We start from the raw sequence: 24,281 nt of genomic DNA, 5'->3' as shown, positions 1-24,281 counted from the left end.
GCGTGATTCAGCATATGGAATCCGAGGTGAAACGGCTTGATAAAGCCATTGGGAAACTCATGCGAGCCATTCCCAACACACTCGAATCCGTCAATGGCATTGGCCCGGTCTACGCTGCCGGCATCATCGCCGAAATTGGCGACATTCAGCGTTTCAAGAACCACAGCGCCCTGGCAAAATACGCAGGCCTCGTGTGGAACCAGAACCAGTCCGGGGAGTACGAGTCCGAAGAGACGTCTCGAATGCGTACAGGTAACCGGTATCTGCGCTATTACCTGATTCAGGCTGCGGACAAAGTCCGAAAGTATGATTCTGAATACGTCGAGTTCTACCGAAAGAAGTACGGCGAAGCATTGAAGCATAAGCACAAAAGAGCACTCGTCCTGACCGCAAGAAAACTGGTACGCTTGGTGTTCACACTACTGACCACCAAACAGCTGTACACACCCCCGGAGAGAAGGAGGTAATTCCTTCCCCCAACTCAACCGGAATTTCCAGTTCCGAGGACCTCCTCACTGACGTGAAAATTCGGTGAACAGGCGGGTTTTATTCAAGTCATGTCTCTTTCCATAAATTTGTCGTCTTCTTCCAAAGTGATTTCCAATTCATCTCGATCACCCCCTTGACATATCACCGCTTGGCTATTTAATGTACCGACACGAAGGACTCGGTGTTGTGAAATCACGCACACCCTTTCCCCGACTTGTCTCCTGATCCTGCTCGATAGCAAAGTGGGTCGGAATTGCCGTGCATCCACCAAGCGCCCCAGATCGGCATCCCTCCGCTTGCTCGACCAATCAATGTGATACAAATCAACTTGTTTGACTTCATGCTCCTGTACAATGGAATAGACAGATGCAAACCATAAAACAGGAGGAAATGCCGTTGGAACCGCGAATCGATTACGGCAAGGTCGCTCCGGAAGTTGTCCGTGCAATGCTGGAACTTGAACATTGTGTATCCAACAGCGGCTTGGAACAAAGCCTGTTAGAACTTGTGAAGACACGCGCTTCGCAGATTAATGGCTGCGCCTATTGTCTGGATATGCACACCAAAGATGCTCGGGCCGCCGGTGAAACAGAGCAGCGTCTGTATTTGCTCCCGGCTTGGCGCGAAACCCCGTTCTACACAGAACGGGAACGCGCTGCACTGGCGTGGACTGAAGCAGTGACAAACCTATCCGATGGGCACGTTCCTAACGACGTATATGAATGGGCCAGGAGTCAGTTTTCTGAGAAGGAACTGGTGCAACTCACCCTTGCCGTGATTGCAATCAATGGCTGGAACCGGCTCGCCATCAGCATGCGTGCGGTTCCTGGGACGTACCGGCCGAAGAAGGGATAAATTAAATCCCGACAATTCGATCCGCAAAATTGGTTTCGTCGGCCCCCTCCCTGCGCGTGAGAGCGCGCGTACCGTGGATCCGGACGTCATGTTCGATTCGAGACGCTGTCGATGCAGGGAGGGAGTGGTACCGGCAATGTCTCACAATGAATGGGTGCTTTACATAGCGCTAATCCACATAATATTGCGAGGGATCCGAAACGGAGGTGTTTTGACCCGAAGCTAGACGGTGGAACCAGGACTTGCACCAACCGATTGCAACCAGGGACCACGCTATGACGGCTACGCCCAATCCCCAAGGTACAATCGCATGCATGGCTCCCAACCCCGGAATTTTACTCATCGTCTCCGTGGCGACAGTGAACATACCCAGAGGGAAGACGATGGTCCACAGAGCAGGTTCGTACCGGATTTTTTCACGAAAGACGACATATTTCCAGATTCCAATAAGGATCAAGAGGGGAATCCACCAACTCCCCCAAACCCAGAGCAGAAATGTAAAGCCTTCTACAAAAGGGCGTACGGTCTGAAGAAAATTAGATGGGTGAGCCAGTAGGGTAATTCGCGCTCCAGCAAGACTGGTGATGGCCACAGCCCCCATGTTGATCCAGTAGGGCGGGCTTAAGTCTGAAGCGGTGATTGAATAGAAGAAGAACCGGCACATGACGATCCCGATAAAAATCAAGTATAAGATGGCGCCAAATTCCCATGTTGCGATGGAAACCATCGACAACAGGGATGAATACCTCGGGAAACTTTCTGCAAGAGCGGTTCCGACCACCGCCACCGACTCAATACCGACCGTCGCAATCAGCCAACTGCCATTGATGACTTTCTCAACAGGCTCGCGGTTGTAAAATATCAGGTACATCATAATGTGGTACACCAGAGCAGTCCACACGATGATCGCCACGATCTCCAACCACAGGGCGACCTTCGCATAGCCGTACTCGATCAAGCCGTCACCTAAGACATTGCTCGCAGCAACAAAGGTGAAGTATCCAAACACCTTGGCTGCATTGGTGAGATCGTTTTTCACTTGGGTTGGAAACCAGAAGCACCGTAGCAGGTACGCGACCACTAATACCACATAAATCAAGATGCTGACAACGAGAAGGATGGCGGACGCCATTCGGTTTCCGGCTAGCTTTAGCGCCGTTGATACAATTCCTGTCGCCATCACGGACGCAAAATACCCCGTGTATAACCGTTCAAGAGCCGATCGCGTCCTCTGCCCAAATTTCACTCGTTAACACCCCTTCTTCCATCCCCCCACCCCAGTTCAGCCGCGCCCCTGTAATCAATGACGCGTCTGGTGACTTGTTCAATCATAACCTCCCCATGCGTTCTATCGTAAGTAGTCATAATGAACGAGGCGGCTCCGTTTCGTACACCGCGGATTACGCTGAAACCAAAGTCCAGTGCAGAGCCACATACGAAAGGAGCCACATGTATGAAGCATATCACAAAGTACGTCGGTCTGGATGTAGCCAAGGAAACGATTGCGGTAGCTGTAGCTGAAAGCGGGCGAAGTGAAGCTCGGTTCGTAGGGACAATCCCTACACGGTCGAAGCAGTCAGGAAGCTCGTGCGCCAGCTGAGTGCTGACAATGTCCAGCTAGAATTTTGCTATGAAGCGAAACCGACCGGCTATGGATTGTATCGCTTGCTTCGAGCAATGGATTTATCGTGCATCGTTGTCGCCCCGTCGCTGATTCCGGTGCGTCAGGGCGAACGAGTCAAAACGGATCGGAGAGACGCACTGAGGTTAGCGCAGTTACTACGTACCGGTGAATTGACACCCGTGTGGGTACCGACCGAGGCTGAAGAGACCTTGCGCGACCTTGTTCGTGCTCGGGAAGACGTAATAGAAGACCGGTTGCGTGCCCGGCATCGGTTATCGAAGTTCTTTAAGATGGTCCCCTTTGTCAAGACAAATTTTATTAGATTTCTAAGCTATACACCCCTCACCCCTTTCTTTAAGCCCGATTTCCTCTTTGTAGAAGGAGAGAGGGGCGTGTATGGCCTTAGGACATAGGGGAGAGAAAAACTGTCTTTTCCTGTCTTTAAGCAATCTCCTTTCCACAATATGTATGTTGTGTAGAAGACTGAGGATGTATTGAATCTTCAGTCTTCATTCCCTTCAGGTAAATCTCTGCAGGCGTGTGGTACCCCAGTGATTGATGCGTTCGTTCATGATTGTAATAGTGAATGAATTTTCTGATTGACTCCCTCGCTTCTCTCGGACTGGCGTACTCTTTTGTGTACACCTCCTCGTACTTCAGTGTTCGCCAGAACCGCTCCGTGAAGATGTTACCCACAGCCCGGTTTCGGCCATCCATGCTGATTTGTACACCCGCCTCCTTCAGCAAATCGGTGTACTGTGGACTGGTGAAATGGCTGCCTTGGTCACTGTTCCAGATTTCGGGCTTGCCCTGGTTCAGGGCCGATTTGGCGGCTCTGAGAACGAACTCAATGTCCATGGTCTGCTCCAGCTCCCAACTCACAATGTACCGAGAGTACCAGTCTATGACAGCCACCAAGTACATCCAGCCCTTCTTCAGTCGAATGTAGGTGATGTCGATTCCCCATACGGGGTTGTTATAACTGGCCCGAACGTTACGCAACAGATATACGGGAAGAAGGTTAACTGTACAGTTCAAGATCACACTCCCACTGTCTGAATCATATTTTTTACATTAAAGGGTTCGCTTGTGGGCCGTTTTCGGCGTCAGATTGGCTGGGATATGCACTCAATGCGGCGTTCCATCTCCCGTGATGTTCTTTCCAAACATGTTGAGCAGCTCCAATGCCTGCAGTGCTGTCCAGATCGCGGTCAGATCCTGCAGGTTCCGAAGCGAAGCTCCGAGAAGCTGCTCAATCTGGTGAATTCGATAGAGCAGTGTGTTGCGATGGAGAAACAAAGCCTGACCCGCCTTCGTAGCGTTCTGACCGCTGGTCAAATAGACTTTGAGCGTCTCCCGGAGATGTTGGTGCTCAGGCTCCAACAGCGGACCCAAGGTGCTGTGAACCAGCTCAATCAGATCCACGTCTGAAAGATTGGTCAACACGCGCATTACCGCAGGGCTGACGTGGTGCGAAAGAATGCCTTCATATCCAGACTTGTCGGCATACCGCATGACTAGTTCCGTCTCGCGCAAAGCGGCGCCGATGTGTTTCTCGTCACGAGCTTTGGTCACATACAATCGGATGGACAACGGTTTTTCGGAAATCCGGGATTGGTAGGCCTCCCATGCTTTGATCCATGCATGTGACGTCGTGGTCCACACGGACGGGTCCACACCAGCAAAGATGCCGAGAATCCCATTGGGACGGTAGGCCAAAAAGGGAAATTCATCTTGGTAGCACCAGATATTTGCTATCATGAACCTTCTAAGAACATCCATTATTTGAAACTTGCGTTCCGGTTCGTGCAACTCCATGGCCACCACGGTATACCCCGGGTGCGCATGCAATCCGCATAAAGACAACAGGTGTGCATTCTCTGCTGTCACACCTTCCATCAGCACCTTCTGTATCTTTTCTCCGCGCCGTTCCGCCTCCGTGGCAGCCCATTCTAACAACTCCGTCAACAAAAGTGCCAAACGTAGCGAGTACAGGGACTGGGTGGTCTCATCCATCACCTCTTTCAGCGGGGTGGACGTGTACAGATACCCATAAACAATGTTGTGTATCGCGACGTCAAAACGATGCCAACGTTCCTCCGGGACAGCTAATGCTGAATGTGCCCTCACCTTGCGAATAAGAACATCGTGCATATCGAAAATAGAAAAAGAAAGTGTGGGCGAGACGCGGCGGAGATCCTCGATGTACTGATCTAGTTGTTGTAACAGCCACCGTCCTTTCCGGGCGGTGTTCAGCGATTCCAATGTCGTCGAGGAGAGAGTCCGCGATTCATACTGGGCGCTCGACGATGCATTTGGGTCTCGTGGGTTAACCATCCGGTTGTCGTTTCTCGATATGTCTGCATTCCTAACATCATTTTGCCGCTTCAACCGAGTACGCCTCCTTACCAGGACTTCCGGTACATTTACGCTCCGCATTCGCCAACCGTAAAAGCGTACTGCACAAAATAATCCGTACTTATAAACAAATTCAGAAATACCTCATTGATAATTATACGAAATGACCGTATCCTTCGTCTTGAAATCCGTTTCATGATTCCACGTCACATTTACCGCCATGTGGAAAATATTTATGGGGGTGATCAATCAAGACCACGGACGCCTGAGCCACACTAGAAATAGGAATCCAATGACAGGTCCCGTAAAAGTGGAAGGAGAGGGGAACCATATGTCTGGCAATCGCGCGGTTGTGTACAAAGGTCCAGGTCGTGTGGCGGTTGAAAACATTGACTTTCCGGAATTGGTGCTCAAAGATGGCCCTGGTGTCAATCCACTGAACGTGGGACGCAAATGCGAACACGGTGTGATTTTGAAAGTGGTGTCCACGAACATCTGTGGCAGCGATCAGCACATGGTTCGCGGTCGTACCACCGCGCCGGAAGGTTTGGTATTGGGACATGAAATCACCGGCGAGGTCATTGAGGTTGGACGGGATGTCGAATTCATCCGGAAAGGTGACTTGGTATCCGTTCCTTTCAACATCGCATGCGGTAGATGCAGGAACTGTAAAGAAGGAAATACCCATATTTGTCTTACCGTGAATCCAGACCGTCCCGGATCAGCGTATGGGTATGTGGATATGGGGGGATGGGTCGGCGGTCAAGCAGAGTACGTGATGGTTCCTTATGCAGACTTTCAATTGCTAAAATTCCCTGATAAAGATCAGGCAATGGAAAAAATACTTGATCTCACAATGTTATCAGATATTTTTCCGACCGGCTATCACGGTGCCATCAGTGCCGGTGTAACAACCGGTTCTACTGTATACATTGCGGGTGCCGGTCCGGTTGGACTGGCTGCTGCCCATTCCGCACAACTGCTGGGCGCCTCGGTGGTCATTGTCGGTGACCTAAACGAGGAGCGGCTCCAGCAGGCCCGCAGTTTCGGTTGTGAAACCGTGAATCTGAGCAATCATGATAATCTGGGTGAGATGATTGAACAGATCCTCGGGGTTCCGGAAGTCGATTGTGCCGTGGACTGCGTTGGTTTCGAGGCCCACGGTCACGGCCCCAATCACCAAGAAGCACCAGCTACCGTCTTAAATACCATCATGGAAGTGACCCGGGCCGGAGGTCGGCTGGGCATTCCTGGACTCTACGTCACCGGAGATCCGGGGGCAATAGACGAAGACGCCAAAATTGGCTCCCTGCGCATTCGCATTGGTTTGGGATGGGCCAAGGCGCACTCCTTTGTTACCGGACAGACACCTGTCATGCGGTACCATCGACAGCTGATGAATGCTATTCTCAGCGGACGAGCGCAGATCTCGAAGGCCGTAAATGCCACTGTGATCGACTTGGAGGACGCGCCTCACGGTTATACCCACTTTGACAGAGGGGTGGCGCGCAAGTTTGTGATCGATCCACACGGTTTGGTGCGCAAGCAGAATCCGGAACGATTTCTATCATTCTCGACAGCCGGATGAAATAGAGGCGATCCAGTTAGAGAATTAGTCGGCCCTGCTGAAGTGGAGTGTGGCAGAACGGATCGAAACCGCGATGCGAGTTTGGAGGGGAGCTGGGACCGCTGTCTTCAACGGTATGCTGGCGAATCAAACAACCACCACTCCTATATACTGGCAGACATGGGGATGGTGAGACTGCGTTCAGAGTCGCGGTGGTGATGATGGCGGGATTCAGCCACATCTCAAGCTATCCCATTAATCCCGCGGTCATACTAGGGTGAGTCGCGATCGGCCCTTCCCCTGGGGGTAATTGTGGGCGCCTTAGGCATCCTGCCTGAGTTCAGATTGTATGACTATGGTCGCTCAGAGTTGGGAGCAGAAGACGTGGGTAGTCAGGTCGATTGACCGGTACGATACCTAGAAACAATCGAAAGGGTGAATGATGGATGGCGGAGATTACGTTAGACATCGCGAAACGATTAATTGAAAGGGCGGAAAGTGAAGCACGAAAGATTGGTGTCTCCATGGTCATCGCGGTTGTGGACGAAGGGGGCAATTTTGTCGCCTGCCATCGAATGGACGATGCTTGGCTTGCGAGTGTTGAAATTGCCCAAAATAAGGCTTGGACATCAGTAGCATTAAAGACGCGTACATCAGACTTGGCGGAAGCTACTGTACCGCAAGCAGAGTTGTATGGGCTGACAACAACCAATCAAGGACGTATCGTCGCATTTGGAGGAGGTATTCCTCTTGTGAAGGAAGGAAGGATCGTTGGTGCGGTGGGGGTCAGCGGTAGCTCGGTGGCCAACGATGTTCAGGTTGCCGAGGCAGCGGTTAATGAATATTCTCGATTGTAAAAGTAGACGAGGCGAAAGCGATCCTTACAGATCCGTCAATGGCTGATTTGACCGACAGCAACATCCGACGATTAGTAACACACGGATCTTATCGTGGATTCATGGCGAATTCGGTTCGAGATAAGTTATCCCGAGACAATCATAGGAGGAATGAAAAGATGAGAGCAGCCCGTCTCATAGAGCACAAAAAGCCTCTATTCGTTCAGGAGGTCCCAGATCCCAATCCAGGTCCGCAAGACGCAGTATTACGGGTGGAAGCGTGCGGTGTGTGCCGAACGGATTGGCATGCGTGGCAAGGGGACTTTTCCTGGATCGGACTGTCACCGGAACTTCCCATTACGTTAGGTCACGAATTTGGAGGCGTGGTCGAAGAGGTAGGCAAGGACGTCAAAAATTTTGTCCGCGGCGACAGGGTGACAGTACCATTCCATTATGGGTGTGGCCACTGTGAGTACTGTCTTAAAGGAGTTCCTAACCTCTGCGAAAGCGTTGTCATATACGGCATGGCTTCTGGATTCGACGGAGGATATGCCCAGTACGTGTTGGTCAAAAATGCAGATTTCAATCTAATTCGCCTTCCTGAAAATGTGGATGGTCTAACAGCGGCCGCCATCGGCTGTCGGTTCATGACAGGTTACCATGGAGTGGTACGAGGAAATGTACATCCAGGAGATTGGGTAGCGGTCCAAGGCGCAGGGGGTGTCGGGCTGTCCGCCATCCAAGTAGCCACGGCACTGGGGGCGCAAGTCATCGCCGTGGACATTGATAATGCGAAATTGGAGAAGGCAAAACAAGAAGGTGCCGTCCATGTAATCAATGCTAAACAGGAAAATGTCCCGGAAGCCATCAAAGAAATTACCAAGGGCGGGGCGAATGTGGGTATCGATGCTTTAGGCATTCGGGACACGGTCCTCAACTCGGTGATGTCGCTGCGCAAGGGTGGACGTCACGTTCAGGTCGGTTTGACGACGTCGGAAGAAGGCGGGATGGTCTCCTTACCCGTGGATATGATTACGGCCATGGAGTTGGAATTCGTGGGGAGCCTAGGCAACCCGCACCCGGCTTACCGTGGTTTACTGAACCTGGTAGCGTCGGGCCGGCTCAATCCCAAGTCCTTGGTGACTGAGGAAGTGGGTTTAGAGGAAGTATCCCGGGTTTTCGAAGATATGAGCAACTACCGAACGATGGGCTTCCACGTGATCACGAGATTCTAAAATAGACGGGTGTAGATGAGCAGTGGGGGCTATCCTCCAAGGTTGAAACCTACATGTACCCAGTTACGTTACTCTACCTTGCTCTTGTTCAAGGGGGAGGCCCTCACTCTACCAGTCATTTGCATTGAACCCGGTGAGAGGTGACTGTATCCTTGCCCCCATCGTACTTACCCCGTGCCATCAAAGGTAATTCGAATGACGGTCCGCCAAAATTGGCCCGTCTTTGGGATCGCGAATCTCATCCATAGCTTGTCCAGTCTTCCGGCGAAATACCTCGGACCTTCGCTTCGTGTTCGAGTTTGCGCGTTAGGCGTTCCAGCCCAGAAAGGGGTTTGATGATGATACGTGTCCCTTCCTGACGAATAGCCAGTGGCGTATCCGTTGAAATGTGTAACGCCTCTCGGATATTCTTCGGAATGGTTTCCTGTCCACGTTCTGTGGGATGTACAATACGCTCCATGTGATCCCCTTCTTCCCGTTGTTTAATTCTTATTTTCTTATTTTCTTACCACCTTGCAACGCGTAATGAAGAAACAGGTTGACCAACACCGGGCTGATTACACCGCCTTGCGGCGTGCCCCTCGTTCGCTCCACCACGGTCCCATCCGACAACTGAAACGGTGCCTTCAGCCATCTTTCAATGTACAGAATCACCCATGGGTTATCCGTGTGTTTGCGGACAGCCTTCATCAGCAACTTGTGGTCAATGTTGTGGTTGGTAGAAGGCGGCCTCGGTTTCCCCTGTGCCGCCAGCCCCAAGCAGAACCCGACGTGCGGATTTCCCGCATCGGGCTCCCCAGAACGATTCACGATCGTGACTCGTCAGACATCCGAATGCAGCAGTGTCGGGTACGGGAGTTCAAACCATGACCGGTTCGACAGATAGCTCCAATATAATCGGTGTCGCTGGCTTCTGCGCCGAAGCGACCGTATCCATTGAAGTTGCACCTGAGACCGGATATACTCCAGCTTCGGCTTACAATGATGGAGCGAGAAATACTGGTAGAACCCCGCTAGCATTTGGCTCAGTTGCCGCTGTTGGTCTCGTCGCTTCCAGTGACTGTGTTTCTTGAGTCAGTCGTGGACGCGGTCGAGAAATTTCTGACAGCTCTTCACTGTTGGTATTCTTACCAACGCAAACTTGCCATTCCTGTCGACTCCGCAGACATGTTTAAACCCGAGAAAATCGAAGGTTTCCGGTTTCTCCCCATATTTGGCCCTTTGTTCTCTGGCAAACCTGCCAAAGAGAATGAGTCGCGTCTTTTCCTCCGCCAACTCCAGTCCGAACTTCTTCATTCGTTCCTTCAACAAGGTCTCGAAGTTCTCCGCGTCCCGTTTGTATTGGAAGCATGCGACGTAATCATCGGCAAAACGGATAAGGTACGCCTCTCCTTGAAACCATTTCTTGCACCGTTTCTCGAACCACAGGTCAAGCACATAGCGCAGATAGATGTTCGCCAAGATTGGACTGATCGGCCCGCCTTGGGGACTTCCTTCCTCGTTGCGCCGAACGACTCCGTTTGCCATAACACCCGCCTTCAGCCACTTCCCGATGAGTCTTAAGATGACCGGGTCGGCAATCCGTTGTCGGACCATTTTCATGACCCATTCGTGGTTGATGTGATTGAAGTAGCCGCGGATGTCTGCTTCAAATACATGCCGTACCTTACCCGTTACAATACAGGTACGTAACGCTCGTAGTGCCTGATGTGGGTTCCGTCCCGGCCGGAAGCCGTACGAAAAGGGTACAAATCCTGTTCGAATATGGCTTCGAGAATCCTTGCGACCGCACGTTGCACCAACCGGTCCTCGACCGTTGGGATTCCGAGGGGCCGGGTTTTCCCGTTTCCCTTCGGAATCTCAACCCTCCTTACAGGTGAGGCTTTGTAGCGATTGTCACGTGTTTTTCGCAAGTAAAAAGTGCAGAGAAACGACACGGATTTGTGCATAGGCACTGCAGTACAGAAGATTACGACGACTTTGTCTCAGATAGCGCATGCTGCAGACGGTAGCTGTCGCCTGTGAAGGCCAGTACATGTGCGTGGTGCACGAGGCGATCCACTAAGGCGGCGGTCAGCCTGGCGTCCCCAAAGACAGTGTTCCACTGTCCGAACTCGAGGTTTGACGTCACAATCACGCTGCGTTGCTCGTAGCAGTCGGAGATCACGTGGAACAGCAGCTCAGCACCATCTTTGTGAAAGGGCACGAAGCCCATTTCGTCCAGAATGAGCAGCTCCGCCTTTTGCAGTTCACTCAGGAACCGACGCAGCGTGCCGGCTTGGTACTTGTCCTGCAGCGTGGCCACCAAGTCGTGTACCCGGAAAAACCGGACCTCATGACCTCGTCGACAAGCCTCCATTCCTAAGGCAATGGCCAAGTGGGTCTTCCCGGTGCCCACCTTCCCGAGCATGAGGACGTTCTCTTTTCTCTCCAGAAACGCCAGGTCTGTCAGCAGTTCCTTACTGCAATGCGGCGGAAACGTCACAGCCCGAAAGTCGTAGCCCTCCAGGGTCTTCACTTGTGGGAACCGGGCCTTTTTGAGCAGTCTGCGGATGCGGGATAGCTCCCGGCCCCGCAGCTCTGCTTCGAGCACTCGCAGCAGGTATTCGGTCCGGTCATTGAAGGGAATGTCCTCATAGGCCTCCATCACGTACCCCAGGTGCAGACTCTTGCATGCGTCCGCCAACGCCTGTTTCACGATCTGCTCACCCCCAGAATGGCGTCATACTGGCTCAGATCGGGCATGTGCCCGTGAATCTCCACCGGGGTGTGCGATTCCACCAACGGTTCAGGCCGAAACTCGGGGTGTTTCATGGCGTATAGCGTGTGCTCGAGGACAGCCTCCGGGCTGAAGTGCCCCGCCAACGTATCGAGCGCCGCGCCTATCTCGGCCATCTCGTGGCTCTCCAGCAGGCGACGAACGAGGGCGATACGGGCCTTTCTCAGCTCGGCATCCTCCACCCGTATGAAGGCGCGTACCGAAGGAGGCATGTATCTTGCCAGGTCCGAGTACATCACGGACCGAGGTTTCCTCCGGTATCCGTCGAATACGGTGGTCCACTCAATCGTAATGGGCTTGTCCGCATAAGGCCGTGGAAGCTTCCCTAGGAGCCGGTACTCCCCGTCGCTCGACAAGACCTCGATTTCATCCCACTTCACTTTCAGCAGCACCGTCTCCAGCCCACGGCACTGAGGCAACGGGTAGGTGGCTTTCTCGAACCGCAGTTCCCGGTACTTGTTCAGACGGGCAGCCTCCAGGCGGAACACCTCGAACGGCGTGGCCGGTAACGCGAGCAGTTTTGAACGCTCCTTTTCCCACAGGTCGGCAATACGCTCATGCTTGGCGTAATGCGGGCGTTCCATATCAGCCTCTGACTTACGGGCCAGATGCTCCTCCAGCTCGGTGTCGATATCGCACACGAGAGGGGAGACGAGCCAATTCCGACGGCTGTATCCCACCTTGTTCTCCACATGCCCCTTCTCATGCCCGCTGTACGGGTTGCAGAACTCCGGCTGGAACCGGTAGTGGGCTGCGAACCGAAGGAACTGGTCGGTGAACGTCCGCCCGCCGTCCTTGTCAATGGAGACGACCGCCGCCGACAGATTGTCGAACCAGATCTTGCTCGGAACACCTCCTATCCGCCCGAAGATTCGTTTCATCGCCTCCAAAAAGCACTCCGTGTTCTCCGCACGCACCGGGAAGGCGAAGGCGGCATTGCTGAACGGAAACGACATCACCAGCACTTTCCGCTCCACAAACTGCCCAGCTTGTCCCACGTAGGCCGTCCCAAAGTCCACCTGTGCCTCGCCACCCGGGTGCTCCAGCCGCTCGTAGGATTCGGCACGCTCGAGTTTGAGCTCCTTGCGACGCTGGGCCACGTACCGCTCGACGGTCCGACGGCTGCCCTCGAACCCGTGCTCCTCACGCAGCCGGTCAAAGATTCGCTTGGCTGTGTACCGTTGCTTGCGGGGCAGCGCCTGCTCCTCCGTCAGCCATGTATCGATGATGTCAAGGTACGGGCCAAGAACGGGATGCCGTTTCCTGCGCCGCCGCAGGGGCTCATTCCAGTCGTCCTTGGTGGCGTACTTCTTGGCAGTACGCCAGTTGATTCCCAGGGACCTGGCAATTTCGGAAATCGAACAGTCCCCATTCTCGTAGAGAAACTTGATATACTGCTGCTGTGGCACTTTCAACATCCTCTCTCATCTCCCCAGGATTCTTAGCCAAACCCTAGGGTAGAGTTGGAAGAGCGGTGTTGCAAGTGCCTATTCACTATCCGCAGGCACCGCACCGAGTCTGCATTTTTACGTTGCGGTGTTCTGCACTTTTATTATGCGCTATACAGTTTCGACTCCTTGGACCCGATTACATTCGTTATCGTTTTCATTCAGGGCCCTGCCTATTCCGCCTACAGAGCGTATCCGAAGAGCCTTCGATGTGAAGTGAGCAGCAAAACGGAGTTCGCTCGAAGAATTGATCAAATAGGAATTGAGAAAGTTATCGAATTTGCCAGTCCCGGAGGTTGTTTGCGATGGAATGGCGATTGAGCCGCGTCCATATGCTGAGTATATTTAGCTTCGAGCGGTCATTCCATAAGTTTGGCTAGCATCCCCGGCAAGTTCTGGTCCCTCTGTTAGCCAACATACCTTCATGTGTACAGGCAGATAATTCACATGCAGGTATAGCTGAACCATAGTGTAACTGAAAGCCATGCAAAATGTGTTGTCGCCCGCCAGGGCGACACCTAACGGGCAGTAGGATGGGACTGCAACATCCAACGCTCAGGGAATCAGCACGAATGGCAGTCCATCCCTTGGTGGTCCAGCCTAAACCACTTCTACCTTGAGCGGCAACAATACAGCAGGTGCGTTCGGCATTGGTATTGTCAGTTTCAAGCAGGTACGACGAGTCCCTAGGCTTAGTTGAAATTTTTACGTAACCGTCAAATCGAGTATACCTTCAAAGCTACATGACGCGCACATGAGCCGGAAGAATCTCAGACCAAGGCATCAACGCAGCCAGCGTATAGCCGCTCACGCCAATGACGGTGAATTTCTCACCGCCATTGGCGTGAGAGCTGTACCGCCATGCCACCATCTTAGTGGCCGTTGTTTCGACAGTCACTTGACGCGTAGAAGCAGTCGGTTATCCGGCCGCTCCTCGTTGCCACTCCTGGTCCGCCAACACCCACTGGATGTGGGCGTCCTCCACTACATCACTGTTCCTGGCCGCTGCGTCGTACAAGGCCTACAGACAGATTTGGTTTACCACCCGTGGAATCCCTCGGCTTGCTTCGGACGGCGAGCACGTTCGCTCTCAGGCCGCTTCAGCCACTCATAATAACCGCTCCGAGATATTTCGAGCACCCTGCACATCTTCTGAACCGGAAACCCGAAGCGGTGTTCATAGATGAACGTATATCTTACTTCCGGTCGTTTACGAAGATGCGCATGGCTTTTTAAGTTTGCATTCTCCTCCTCCAAATCACGAATGCGTTTTTACATGTCCCGCAGTGCCTTGACGTCCGGCTTCAAATTCCCGCTACCCACGAATGCATTCTTTGGATCACTCTTATACTGGGAGGCCCACCCATACAACGTCTTCCCCGAAATCCCCAATTCACGGGCCACTTGGGTGACGGGCTTCCCCTGCTCCAAAATCAACTGCACAGTATTGATTTTGAACTCCTTGTCGTACTTCCTTTGCTGTCCCATTCTGAACACCTCGAATTGGAATCGCCTTATTTTTACATTCTCAATTCACCGTGCCCATAGTTAAGACTAGCATCAAACATAAGAACAGTCGATAAAAACTGATTCGTACACCGTACTTAAGATTCGCGATGTTGCACTCTGAAGCAGGCGGTCTTGGAACGCCGAGCGTTCTGAGTTTATTGGATTAACACCCCAACGTCTCCCTGTATCCACCAAAGTGGTATGAGTGTTAGCCCCATCATTACATGTTCGTGTTTTGTCCGATAACCTCTGTGCCTCCTTGGGCTGCTTCTGCCTGTTCGTGTCGCTTTGAAAACCATGCAGTAATAAACGGAACCAGGATAGAGGTCACAATCACAGCTGCGGCCACCTGTACCGTCGCAGTAGCTGCAATGCTCCTATAGCCTGCATAAACGGCCGCCACGGCCACCGGAACTGCGGCAGCGTTACCTGCAGTAGACGCCGCTGCGATACCACCGAGGCCAGTGCCGCCTGTAACCTTATCCAATATGACAAGGACAATGCCCGTTATCACTACTACTGCGAGTCCCAGTATCAGTCCGGAGATGCCTGCGGCCACGACATTCTTCAGATTGATGCCGAATCCGAGTGCGAGCGCGAATAATGGAATCAAGACGCCCTGGGCCGGGCTTAGGAACTTCCGCATGTTCACGTCCAAGTTCCCTAACACCATGCCGATAATGAGGGGTAGAATGGCGTATACGAAGGCCATCAGCGGAAATGCTGCGAGACCAGCTACACCGAGAATCAGCATCGTGAAAAACGGTCCAGATTCAAGAGACATGATAGAGTATGCCGCAACGTCTTCTGCGCGTTTTCCGAACTGCCCCATCAGGGCCATGTAGAGTCCGCCGTTCGTGTCCGAGAACGCGGCTATGATGGCCAGCGCCGACAAGCCGAGAAACATGTGGTTTTGATCAGGTACAGTTAATTTGATAATCAGGCCGATGATAGCGGCCAAGCCCACCTTGCCGATCCACAAAGCGATACCTTTTTTCAAAATGTAGCCAGCCGCCTTGAATTCAATTGTAGAGCCAAGGCAGATGTAAAAGGCGGCCAACAGGGTCGATGCTCCCAGGAACAAGCCTCCTGTGAACGAACTCTTGAATACGGTGTTGTCCGCCAGGTTTGGAAAGAGGGTACGAAGAATCGCACCGATCAACAAAGGAATGATCATCATCCCACCCGGAACCTTGTCAATCACTTTTTTGATTGGCATGAGCATGTACTCCTCCTCAGTCGTGCTGTTGACGATTGCTATTGGTTAAGTCTGTACACTATAAAAACCACAGTCGATAAGCGCTTTCATGTAGATGAATACAAAGCGTGGGGCTCTAACCCAACGCGAGATCCACCTGGGATGGTAATCGCCGCCCATCCCAGATGTAACTGAGCCACAAAACTCGCCCGATGAGATCCGACTGAGCCTCATCGCAATTCCTGACGATTACTCCCTAAAAGGAAATCCGCGGCAACAAGCACGGATTCAATCATGCTTTGCTCCCTGGCGATTCCTTTTCCAGCAATATCGAAGGCGGTTCCGTGGTCAACCGATGTCCGCAAAATCGGCAGACCAAGCGTCACATTGATGCCTGTATCAAATCCAAGCATTTTGATGGCGATGTGACCCTGGTCATGATACATCGCGATAACGGCATCGAATTCACCGTTTGCTGCCCGCGCATAGATGGAATCCGGTGGCCATGGGCCACTTGCACTGATCCCTTCGGATTGAGCTGCTTGCACGGCAGGGATAATTTCCTTCTGCTCCTCGTCCCCGAATAGACCACCTTCACCGGCGTGTGGGTTTAGCCCGGCAACAGCGATTCGGGGATTTCGTATCCCAAATCTTGCAAGCGATTCGGCGGTCAACCGAATTCGTTCGAGTACCCGCTCCCTTGTCACCAGCTTGATGGCCTGCTCTAGACTCACATGAGTGGTAACATGAACGACTCGCAGAGATTTGTTGACCAGCATCATGGCTGATCCCGGAGAGCCCGACAAAGCTGCCAAAGCCTCTGTGTGACCCGGAAACTTTATGCCCGCCATCTTCCAGGCTTCCTTGTTGAGTGGCGCTGTACACAGAGCATCAATAGTGTGATCCATCGCAAGCGAAACAGCCTTCTCGATGTAGTCGTAGGCACACTGCCCGGCGGTTGCACTCAGTTGGCCCCACGGCAGATCCGCCGGTACATTGCCAAGGTCCAGTACTTCGATGACTCCCGCTTCGAACTTCGCTTCCTCTGCGCTCGTTATGGAACGGATGGTCGGTTTGTTGGTGAATTTCCCTACACCTGCCAGGATTTTTGATGCTTCTTCCAACCGGTTCGCGTCACCAATGATGAATGTGTTTACCTTGTCGGTCACCCTCGGACTCAAGGCCGTCAGTACACAGATTTCCGGGCCGATTCCTGCGGGATCACCCATGGTCATTGCAATAATCGGCTTTCTCATACACGTCATCTCCACGATCTCGTCTTAATGATTCGTCAGGAATCCCACCGCTTTTTCCAAAGCGTTCATGTTCCCGAATCCACCCGCCTTAGATACCATCAGGATGTCCCCATGTGGTGTCTCCACAAGGCTCCAGGGCATCCCCGGAACCACTTCGCCTCTTGGCCAAATTGCGGTAGCGGATAGAGTTTTACAAAGTGCGAGAGCCGTGTCCCCACCCGTTACCACAAACCCGATAGTCCTCGACTTAGCTTGCTGTGACACCTGCGTAAACCAGTGATAAACCACCTGTGCAAGATCATCCTCGAAACTACCCGGAATGGCTGGATCCCGCTCGGATCGCTTTTCTGACAGAGTTACACCGATGATTCGATGGGGCTCATGCAATAATTCATCTTTCGCCCGCTTCAGTTCTTTCTCATGAGTGACGGGGCTCGACAGCAGCGCGGGGTGAATCTCAACGACCGGTACACCGAGTTCTCCCGCAACATACGCCAGTTGTGCGTGCGCAACAGGATTGGCACTCCCAACCGCCACAAGGACGCAATCGCAAACCGGCATCTGCCCATCTGATTCCACAACGCCCGGCTCTTCTGCATTCACCCAGAAGGCTGCCAATTGCTTAGCCAATCCGGCCGATCCGCATGGAAGTATATCTTGACTGTCCGCAACGGCTCCGGCAAGGCTGGCCAGGTCAGCATCGGTTACCGCGTCCGCGACGACGATGGCCATGTTTTTCGAAACGGAATCCAGAAATTGTGCAATTGCAGCGCTTCCCTGACTTACGACCTCGCGACCGAGGTGAATGACCGGCAGATCAGAAGTATTCCGGAGAATCTTCGATATGGTATCTTCAGTCACCGGGCTACGAGGGTCGCGGGCGAACGCAGTCTGACTGATAGGTATTCCATCCACAAACAGAATTCCGTCCAATACGGTTCGCCCGTTGGCTGGAAACGCAGGAGCCAGAAGGGCGATTCTTCGTCTCAATCCTCGAAGCAACGCTGCGATCTCGCTTCCCACATGGCCCCTCAAAGTCGAGTCAATTTTTTTGTACACTCGAAACCCTTGCGGAAGTGCCCTGGACACCTGTTCCCCGGCGCTAACTACCCTTTTGGCCGCATCGGGTTCAGCGAGGCTCCTAGTCTCCGCATCAAACACCTGAACGACATTTGGCCCGAGAGAAAACATCCATGGGGTTTGCGAATCAAACGTAATCCGGACACGGTAAGTCTCGGTGCGGAAGTAGTTGGCTGCGTCCGCTGCCCCGGTCAAATCATCGGCAACAACAAAGATGGGCAGGTTATCCACGACTTTCACCAGTCCTTTCTTTGTCTCGCCGGCACTCTCCCAGAGCAGTCTCAAAAACCTTGACCCCACTATCCCGAATGACATCCCGAAATGCTTTCGGGACAAAGTCCGTCACTATAGCGTCCAATACTGTGAGCGGAGCAAATGCCTCCAGACCGGAATCACAAAATTTGTCGTGATGTACGAGTAAAATCTTCTTGCGTGCGTTTGCCAAGGCGACCTGCTTGACTCCGTGTGTTGACGGGTTCACATTGAACAGTCCTGTCCTTACATCGACTCGTGCCGATGATAGGAAATAAATGCTGGAGCCATGGCGACTAAAGTACTCTTCTGTCTCCTGGCCAAAAACGGCAGCCATAGCAGGAACGTAGAGTCCCGGGGCTAAGTGAACATGAATCCCGCGTCTTGCCAAAGGTTGTAGAACCGCTAGGGAATTTGTGTATACAAGCACTCCTTTAGGTAGGAAATAGGCCATTTGAGCAACGGTTGAACCCGAGTCCAGAACGACGACATCCGATGGTTCAACCATGGTCGCTGCCCGGGCTGCGATTGCCCGTTTCTCCTGCACACCTTCCCGGGACCGTACCTCAAACACAGGACCAAATTCCTCGTCTACGCCTGTGCGCAGCTTGCGGCCAGCTTCGTTCGGCTGATAGTTCATTTCCGCAGCGACTTCACGAATCCGTCGTGCTAGATCCTGATCACGAGTGTTTAACCCGTTAAGAACCCGGGATACGGTCGACACTGATGTCCCCACTCGATTAGCGATATCCTTTATCGTTACAATCAGTCATCACCTCTCAGCAACTGAATACGTTTGCTGCAAACGTATTCAGTTGCAGTAGTATAGTACACCTATCACAGGAGTTTGTAAATAGCTCGCGATCACTCGGTTAAAATCTAACCGAAAGGGATTGAGATCACTCATCTCGAAATCGAACCGAAGGGATCGTCGTGCGTATGTCCATGAAAAGCCGTCGAGAGTACCTTGCCAATGCCCGGGGGCGCTACCACGGGGCCAAGACCAGGTCCCAGAAATCCCAGATTATCGACGAGGTCGTGACCACACTCGGATATGCGAGAAAGTACGCCGTCTCCGTCGTGGACATGGTCACCGGCTACAGTCGACGGCGGGGGCTATCCTTGGACGCAGCCAGAGGGCTGTACTCGACGCCCTCCAGCGGATTCTCGATGAATGGCCCTACTCCAGTTCACCAAGCAGCGCGGCCTGCAGTTTACCCGCAGCCGCCCCTACAAAAAGAGCGACAATGCCCATGTGGAACAGAAAAACCGTGCCCTCGTACGTGAGATTGTGGGCTACGCTCGTTACGATACACCCCAACATGTAGACTGGCTCAATACGGTCTACGGATGGCTTGACGCCAACGCTTGTCTGCCCATACGCAAAATCATCCGGAAGCGGCGAGAAGGAAGCAAGGTTCGTAAATGGTTTGACGAGGCCCGTACGCCACTCCAGCGCTTCTTAGAACGGGACATACTGTCTACGGACGTCCGGCACGCCTGGGCGGCTTGGGCATGCAATCTGAATCCTCTGCAAATCCATCATCACTGGAAATGCTCCTGCGTCTTGGACCCGATGGAGCCATTACAGCTACGCCACCTGAACCCTTCAGCAACTGCCTAGGAAAGAGGGTCAGATAGTATGATTTTTAACTCAAGTTTGACAGTACCCTTGATGTGGCGCGGGTTGTAGGCGCAAGTTTGTACCACACGCACGTTAGCCTCGCGTAACCGTCAAATCAGGCACATCTGCATTACGGACGAACCGGTGTCCACGCTTCTCTAACTCCTTATCGAAGTCGTCCACCTCAGATGCGATTCGTGTACCTCGGGTCGAGAGTTTGCCTCCAGCTTCCTTCAGATTCCACCTCGCGATGGACACCCTTGCTCTTGGCTAATGGTAGGTATGTCGCCAACCCCCGTTCGGGACTTTCACCCTAGAGAGACCGCCCATGCCGGACGTACATGAAACGAAGCAATGACCATGGTTCATGTTTGATTTGCCGTACGATATCGGATTGTTGCAATTGTGTCCAGTTCCAATGTATCTGGATCGATGACAACACCATAATCGTATTTTGCAGCTTCAACAGATACGTACATGTTTTTCACATCTTGAAGGACTTGTTCTGGATCTCGGTCGAAGGGATGCCCAAATCCTCCTCCGCCGCCGGTATACGCAGTGACGACCGTCCCGTATTTCAACGGTTTGGCATTAACCTTCAACAATTCCACGGTTTCTCCATCCGGTGATTGGATGAGTACCTTCGGTTTCGCTCCATCTTTTCCACCAAACAGACCCCAAGCTGGCGTTTTTGAACGTTCAAACCATAAATACACGTAGGATGAATCGGTTCGCATCTCGTATCCGCGAATGACTCCAGTACCTCCTCGCTTCTCCCCAGCACCACCGGAGTCTTGACGAAGGGCATAGGTGGTCATTTTAATCGGATACTTGGTCTCGAAAATCTCAATCGGCATATTCTTAAAATCGCCGTTTACGTTGTTAATCAGACCATTTTGTCCGTCATGTGCAGCAAATCCACCCCAACCGCCAGCCGTGGCCTCGACACTCAAGAATGGGGAGCCGGTTTTTGAATCCACACCAGCGAACGTAACCACCATCGAGTCTCCATAGTGCGCGGCCGCGCACTGCTCTTTCAAGCTTGGTGACAGTGCCTTAACCACCAAATCGATGAGAAGACCAAGGGCGGAAAAATACCAACCGCATGGAGCTGGAGCTTTCGCATTGAAAATGGTTCCTTCCGGAGCAATGACGTGAAGCGTTCGGAAATTCCCTCCGGTAACCGGTGAATGCGGATTGACAAGGTCTTTAAAAGCAACGCGGCACGCCGAGACGGTCTGCGCAAACCCGCAATTCGTTTGACCTTGCTGTTGCGGACTGGATCCGGTGAGATCGATCGTCATATGCTCGCCCCGGATTTCAACTTTGACCTTGACGACAACAGGCTCTGTATTGTGTCCGTCATTGTCGAGAAATCCTTCCGCCTCGTAAACGCCGTCAGGAATTGACATGATGAATTCACGGTCCATTCGGGCTGATTGAGCGAAAATATCTTCAATCGCTTCATTCACAGTATCGAGACCAAACCGCCCAATGATCTCCTTGAATCGTTTTTCACCGGTTCGACAAGCGGCGATTTGTGCGCCCAAGTCCCCGAATGCCGCTTCCGTAAAAACCGGCTGTTGATCGTCAGCATGTGGATTACATCATGTCGAGGAACACCGCCGTCATACAGCTTGACGGGGGGGATCCGGATTCCCTCTTGATAGATCTCCGTTGCATCCATGGGGTATCCTGGGTCCTTCGCACCGATATCCAGCCAATGCGCTCGCGTCGCCGCGAACCCAACTAAATCATCCTTATAGAAAATCGGGGAAATGGTCGTAATGTCATTTAGGTGCGTACCGGTTAAATAGGAGTCATTTAGAATGTAAAGATCGCCCGGTTTGTAATTCTCGATGCCGCCGATGGACTCCGTTGTCAGTCGAATGCAGTGATCAAGGTTCCCTAAAAAGATAGGCAATCCCGCGGATTGACCAAGCAGTTCTGCGTGTTTACTAAAAATTCCGACGCTACAGTCCTTCATTTCGTAGATAATCGGAGAATATGCACTCCTTGCAAGACTGGCATTCATCTCTTCTGCTGCACTGATAAGCGCATTTCGGATAATTTCTGTGGTGATCGGGTTGGCCATTTGAATCACTCCTTTGTAATTTCCAGGTTGCCAAACGGATCGACTGTAACTGCATGTCGAGGCGGTACAACGGCGGTCGCTTCCACACCTTCAATGATGACCGGACCCTGAATCGCATGGCCGGGTTTGAGCATATTTCGGGTAAACACCGGAGCCGCGACTTTGTTCCCGCCAAAAATGATGGATTTCACGACACGCGGTGCAGGGGTTTCTTCTGTTTCCACGGTTGTTGCAGCCACATCCTTGTTGGTTGAATCCGCCGTTTGATTCAAGGATCCGTAGCCAATGACACGGAGGTTCACAAATTCGACCATACCATTCGGATTGTTGTGTCCATAGATATTCTGATGCATGTCGTGGAAACGGGTAATTAACTCATCCAACGAACAGTCACTGGGTACATTGACCGTATATTCTTGGCCAACATAGCGAAGATCGGCAGTTCGATAGAAGGTCATTTTGTCTTTGGGAATATCCTGGTATGCCAAAACACCAGCAATCTCCTGCTCCATCTCCTGATAGACCGGCTCCAACTCATCCTTAACGTCCGTCACACTCCGATAGAATGTACGGACCGCGTCATGACGGAGGTCGGTCTGGAGCATACCCCAAGCCGAAAAGACACCTGCTGCAGCTGGCACAAGGACGCGTTTCATATCTAGTAAGTCGGCGATAAAGACGGCGTGCATGGGTCCTGCTCCACCAAAGGCAACCAACGTGAAGTCTCGTGGGTCAATGCCCCGGCGCACGGTCAGCGTGCGGATGGCGTCCGCCATTTTCGCGTTGGCAATGTCACAAATCCCCTCAGCGGTTTGAATCGGATCTAGTCGCAGTCGTTCCGCGAGATTTGCCACGGCACGGTAGGCTGCATCTTCATCCAGTTTCATCTTCCCGCCTAAAAACCCGTTCGCATCAATTCTCTGCAGGACCACATTTGCATCCGTCACAGTCGGTTCTGTTCCACCACGCCCGTAGCAAGCTGGCCCTGGGAACGCTCCGGCGCTCTTCGGTCCCACACGTAGTCCACCTGCTTCGATCCAAGCGATGGAACCGCCTCCCGCACCAATCGTATGAATATTCACCATCGGTGTCAGGATTGGAAAACCTTCCAACTGCGTCTCAGATGTAACGTCTGGTTTACCATCAATCACCATGCTTACATCAAAGCTCGTCCCACCCATGTCTACGCAAATCAAATTGTTCGACCCTGTCAACTTGGACAGATTGATACCGCCGATCGTGCCACCTACAGGGCCGGACAACAACGTTTGAATGGGATGGCGCTTCGCTACCTTTGAAGTCATAACGCCACCGTTCGATTGCATGATGAAAATATCACCCTTGAGTCCACGCGATGATGTCTCGTTTTCCAACGTTGTGAGGTATTTCTCTACGATAGGGGCTATATACCCGTTGATAACCGTGGTACTTGTGCGTTCATATTCACGCCACTCGCGAGCGACATCATGGGACAGGCTCAACGAAATGTGCGGCGCAACGTCTTCAAATACTTCCTGAATCAACTGCTCGTGCACCGGATTTTTGTATGCATGAAGAAGGCAGACAACGACGGATTGATAGCCTTTGCTCGCAATTTCTTCGGCCAACTTTTTCATCACATGTCGGTCCAATGGTTTTTCGACGGTCCCGTCCGCCAAGATTCGCTCGGGCACTTCATACACATCTCTTCGGCTGATGAGCGGGGTCGGTTTTTGATACTGGATGCTGTACATATCCGGGCGGTTCGCGCGAGCAATCTCATAAACATCGCGAAACCCTTCCGTCGTTAAAAGTGCCGCATGCGCGCCTTTTCTCTCCAAAAACGCGTTTAATCCAGAGGTTGTTCCATGCACAAAATACGAGATTTCTGCAAACCGATCGATGAGTTCCGTCATCCCTTGAAGAACGCCTTTTGCTTGGTTTTCCGGTGTCGTCAAAACTTTGTGGATCTGATAAGTCTGACTTTCTTCATTGAATAAAACCAAGTCCGTAAATGTGCCGCCGATGTCAATTGCAAGTCGTTTATTCTGCATCGATACGTCTCCTTTGCAAAATTCGTTGGAGTATACGCTTTCA

At 52.4% G+C, this 24,281-nt stretch carries 22 protein-coding genes and 1 pseudogene; 7 read left to right on the top strand and 16 right to left on the bottom strand.

The features are described from left to right. Both H522_RS0102405 and H522_RS0102400 read left to right on the top strand, forming a co-directional pair. Nucleotides 1-467, top strand: a 467-nt coding sequence (locus H522_RS0102405; RefSeq protein ID WP_026961079.1) for an IS110 family transposase, incomplete at its 5' end; no start/stop codon positions are given. 418 nt (nucleotides 468-885) lie between these two features. Beyond that, a complete protein-coding gene (locus tag H522_RS0102400; RefSeq protein ID WP_026961078.1) occupies nucleotides 886-1,344 on the top strand; it encodes a carboxymuconolactone decarboxylase family protein in 459 nt (152 codons plus the stop codon). Between the two features lie 169 nt (nucleotides 1,345-1,513). Here the strand turns inward: H522_RS0102400 and H522_RS17145 are convergent, their stop codons facing one another. After that, nucleotides 1,514-2,590 carry a tellurite resistance/C4-dicarboxylate transporter family protein gene (locus tag H522_RS17145; protein ID WP_051343708.1) on the bottom strand — a complete coding sequence of 359 codons (1,077 nt, stop codon included), beginning with the start codon at nucleotides 2,588-2,590 and terminating at the stop codon, nucleotides 1,514-1,516. Between the two features lie 341 nt (nucleotides 2,591-2,931). Between H522_RS17145 and H522_RS17140 the strand changes: the two genes are divergently transcribed. Continuing rightward, complete coding sequence (locus H522_RS17140; protein ID WP_026961077.1) at nucleotides 2,932-3,381, top strand: IS110 family transposase; 450 nt, start codon at nucleotides 2,932-2,934, stop codon at nucleotides 3,379-3,381. Between the two features lie 109 nt (nucleotides 3,382-3,490). Here the strand turns inward: H522_RS17140 and H522_RS17135 are convergent. After that, a pseudogene (locus tag H522_RS17135) lies at nucleotides 3,491-3,976 on the bottom strand (IS3 family transposase); the annotation flags it as partial. Between the two features lie 120 nt (nucleotides 3,977-4,096). Then, a complete protein-coding gene (locus tag H522_RS0102380; RefSeq protein WP_162143471.1) occupies nucleotides 4,097-5,098 on the bottom strand; it encodes a PucR family transcriptional regulator in 1,002 nt (333 codons plus the stop codon). 559 nt (nucleotides 5,099-5,657) lie between these two features. Between H522_RS0102380 and fdhA the strand changes: the two genes are divergently transcribed. The 3 genes from fdhA to H522_RS0102365 all read left to right on the top strand — a co-directional run bounded on the left by fdhA (nucleotide 5,658) and on the right by H522_RS0102365 (nucleotide 8,964). Then, entirely contained in the window at nucleotides 5,658-6,914 is a 1,257-nt protein-coding gene (gene fdhA, locus H522_RS17130) for a formaldehyde dehydrogenase, glutathione-independent (RefSeq protein ID WP_051343704.1), read from the top strand. A gap of 425 nt (nucleotides 6,915-7,339) precedes the next feature. Then, nucleotides 7,340-7,750 (top strand): GlcG/HbpS family heme-binding protein, encoded by a 411-nt coding sequence (locus H522_RS0102370; protein WP_026961075.1) that lies wholly within the window; start codon nucleotides 7,340-7,342, stop codon nucleotides 7,748-7,750. Nucleotides 7,751-7,908: 158 nt separating this feature from the next. After that, nucleotides 7,909-8,964 carry a zinc-dependent alcohol dehydrogenase family protein gene (locus H522_RS0102365; RefSeq protein ID WP_026961074.1) on the top strand — a complete coding sequence of 352 codons (1,056 nt, stop codon included), beginning with the start codon at nucleotides 7,909-7,911 and terminating at the stop codon, nucleotides 8,962-8,964. 238 nt (nucleotides 8,965-9,202) lie between these two features. Here H522_RS0102365 and H522_RS17125 read toward each other — a convergent pair whose 3' ends face one another. From H522_RS17125 to H522_RS22460, 10 genes are all read right to left on the bottom strand, one after another. Then, a complete protein-coding gene (locus tag H522_RS17125) occupies nucleotides 9,203-9,424 on the bottom strand; it encodes an AbrB/MazE/SpoVT family DNA-binding domain-containing protein (protein ID WP_035452185.1) in 222 nt (73 codons plus the stop codon). Between the two features lie 29 nt (nucleotides 9,425-9,453). Continuing rightward, nucleotides 9,454-9,774 (bottom strand): reverse transcriptase domain-containing protein, encoded by a 321-nt coding sequence (locus H522_RS22015; protein WP_026961073.1) that lies wholly within the window; start codon nucleotides 9,772-9,774, stop codon nucleotides 9,454-9,456. A 264-nt stretch (nucleotides 9,775-10,038) separates the two neighbouring features. Next, a complete protein-coding gene (locus H522_RS20895; RefSeq protein ID WP_211230634.1) occupies nucleotides 10,039-10,728 on the bottom strand; it encodes a reverse transcriptase domain-containing protein in 690 nt (229 codons plus the stop codon). A 205-nt stretch (nucleotides 10,729-10,933) separates the two neighbouring features. Then, nucleotides 10,934-11,662, bottom strand: a complete 729-nt coding sequence (istB, locus tag H522_RS0102345; RefSeq protein WP_026961072.1) for an IS21-like element helper ATPase IstB — start codon at nucleotides 11,660-11,662, stop codon at nucleotides 10,934-10,936. Next, nucleotides 11,659-13,161 (bottom strand): IS21 family transposase, encoded by a 1,503-nt coding sequence (istA, locus tag H522_RS0102340; protein ID WP_026961071.1) that lies wholly within the window; start codon nucleotides 13,159-13,161, stop codon nucleotides 11,659-11,661. Before istA ends, istB begins: the two co-directional genes overlap by 4 nt. A 1,302-nt stretch (nucleotides 13,162-14,463) precedes the next feature. Beyond that, complete coding sequence (locus H522_RS17115) at nucleotides 14,464-14,679, bottom strand: transposase (RefSeq protein ID WP_051343701.1); 216 nt, start codon at nucleotides 14,677-14,679, stop codon at nucleotides 14,464-14,466. Nucleotides 14,680-14,920: 241 nt separating this feature from the next. Further along, a complete protein-coding gene (locus H522_RS17110; RefSeq protein WP_035452290.1) occupies nucleotides 14,921-15,919 on the bottom strand; it encodes a 2-keto-3-deoxygluconate permease in 999 nt (332 codons plus the stop codon). Between the two features lie 209 nt (nucleotides 15,920-16,128). Beyond that, nucleotides 16,129-17,154 carry a 4-hydroxythreonine-4-phosphate dehydrogenase PdxA gene (pdxA, locus tag H522_RS17105; protein ID WP_035452183.1) on the bottom strand — a complete coding sequence of 342 codons (1,026 nt, stop codon included), beginning with the start codon at nucleotides 17,152-17,154 and terminating at the stop codon, nucleotides 16,129-16,131. Nucleotides 17,155-17,178: 24 nt separating this feature from the next. Then, nucleotides 17,179-18,519 carry a four-carbon acid sugar kinase family protein gene (locus H522_RS0102315; protein WP_162143470.1) on the bottom strand — a complete coding sequence of 447 codons (1,341 nt, stop codon included), beginning with the start codon at nucleotides 18,517-18,519 and terminating at the stop codon, nucleotides 17,179-17,181. Beyond that, a complete protein-coding gene (locus H522_RS22460) occupies nucleotides 18,458-19,234 on the bottom strand; it encodes a DeoR/GlpR family DNA-binding transcription regulator (protein ID WP_273368573.1) in 777 nt (258 codons plus the stop codon). Before H522_RS22460 ends, H522_RS0102315 begins: the two co-directional genes overlap by 62 nt. 426 nt (nucleotides 19,235-19,660) lie before the next feature. Here H522_RS22460 and H522_RS17100 point away from each other — a divergent pair, with 426 nt between their 5' ends. After that, entirely contained in the window at nucleotides 19,661-20,110 is a 450-nt protein-coding gene (locus H522_RS17100) for a hypothetical protein (RefSeq protein WP_051343699.1), read from the top strand. Between the two features lie 365 nt (nucleotides 20,111-20,475). On the opposite strand, the gene H522_RS17095 is transcribed toward H522_RS17100, so the two are convergent. From H522_RS17095 to H522_RS0102295, 3 genes are read right to left on the bottom strand one after another with little or no spacing between them, the layout of a single operon-like run. Next, nucleotides 20,476-21,660 carry a hydantoinase B/oxoprolinase family protein gene (locus H522_RS17095; RefSeq protein ID WP_273367573.1) on the bottom strand — a complete coding sequence of 395 codons (1,185 nt, stop codon included), beginning with the start codon at nucleotides 21,658-21,660 and terminating at the stop codon, nucleotides 20,476-20,478. Then, nucleotides 21,579-22,205, bottom strand: coding sequence for a hydantoinase B/oxoprolinase family protein (locus H522_RS22270; protein WP_281173062.1), 627 nt, complete (start codon nucleotides 22,203-22,205; stop codon nucleotides 21,579-21,581). Before H522_RS22270 ends, H522_RS17095 begins: the two co-directional genes overlap by 82 nt. Nucleotides 22,206-22,210: 5 nt before the next feature. Beyond that, nucleotides 22,211-24,238, bottom strand: a complete 2,028-nt coding sequence (locus tag H522_RS0102295) for a hydantoinase/oxoprolinase family protein (RefSeq protein ID WP_026961068.1) — start codon at nucleotides 24,236-24,238, stop codon at nucleotides 22,211-22,213. Nucleotides 24,239-24,281: the final 43 nt, after the last annotated feature.

The sequence above is a fragment of the Alicyclobacillus herbarius DSM 13609 genome, assembly GCF_000430585.1.
Taxonomy (GTDB): Bacteria; Bacillota; Bacilli; order Alicyclobacillales; family Alicyclobacillaceae; genus Alicyclobacillus_G; species Alicyclobacillus_G herbarius.
Note: the sequence above shows the minus strand (reverse complement) of the source record. Positions and strands in the feature narration are given on the sequence as shown.

Coding starts and splice junctions, on each gene's coding strand:
- fdhA (WP_051343704.1), top strand. CDS start 5,658: ATGTCTGGCAATCGCGCGGTTGTGTACAAAGGTCCAGGTCGTGTGGCG.
- H522_RS0102370 (WP_026961075.1), top strand. CDS start 7,340: ATGGCGGAGATTACGTTAGACATCGCGAAACGATTAATTGAAAGGGCG.
- H522_RS0102365 (WP_026961074.1), top strand. CDS start 7,909: ATGAGAGCAGCCCGTCTCATAGAGCACAAAAAGCCTCTATTCGTTCAG.
- H522_RS17125 (WP_035452185.1), bottom strand. CDS start 9,424: ATGGAGCGTATTGTACATCCCACAGAACGTGGACAGGAAACCATTCCG.
- istA (WP_026961071.1), bottom strand. CDS start 13,161: ATGTTGAAAGTGCCACAGCAGCAGTATATCAAGTTTCTCTACGAGAAT.
- H522_RS17115 (WP_051343701.1), bottom strand. CDS start 14,679: ATGGGACAGCAAAGGAAGTACGACAAGGAGTTCAAAATCAATACTGTG.
- H522_RS17110 (WP_035452290.1), bottom strand. CDS start 15,919: ATGCCAATCAAAAAAGTGATTGACAAGGTTCCGGGTGGGATGATGATC.
- pdxA (WP_035452183.1), bottom strand. CDS start 17,154: ATGAGAAAGCCGATTATTGCAATGACCATGGGTGATCCCGCAGGAATC.
- H522_RS17100 (WP_051343699.1), top strand. CDS start 19,661: ATGGCCCTACTCCAGTTCACCAAGCAGCGCGGCCTGCAGTTTACCCGC.
- H522_RS22270 (WP_281173062.1), bottom strand. CDS start 22,205: ATGGCCAACCCGATCACCACAGAAATTATCCGAAATGCGCTTATCAGT.
- H522_RS0102295 (WP_026961068.1), bottom strand. CDS start 24,238: ATGCAGAATAAACGACTTGCAATTGACATCGGCGGCACATTTACGGAC.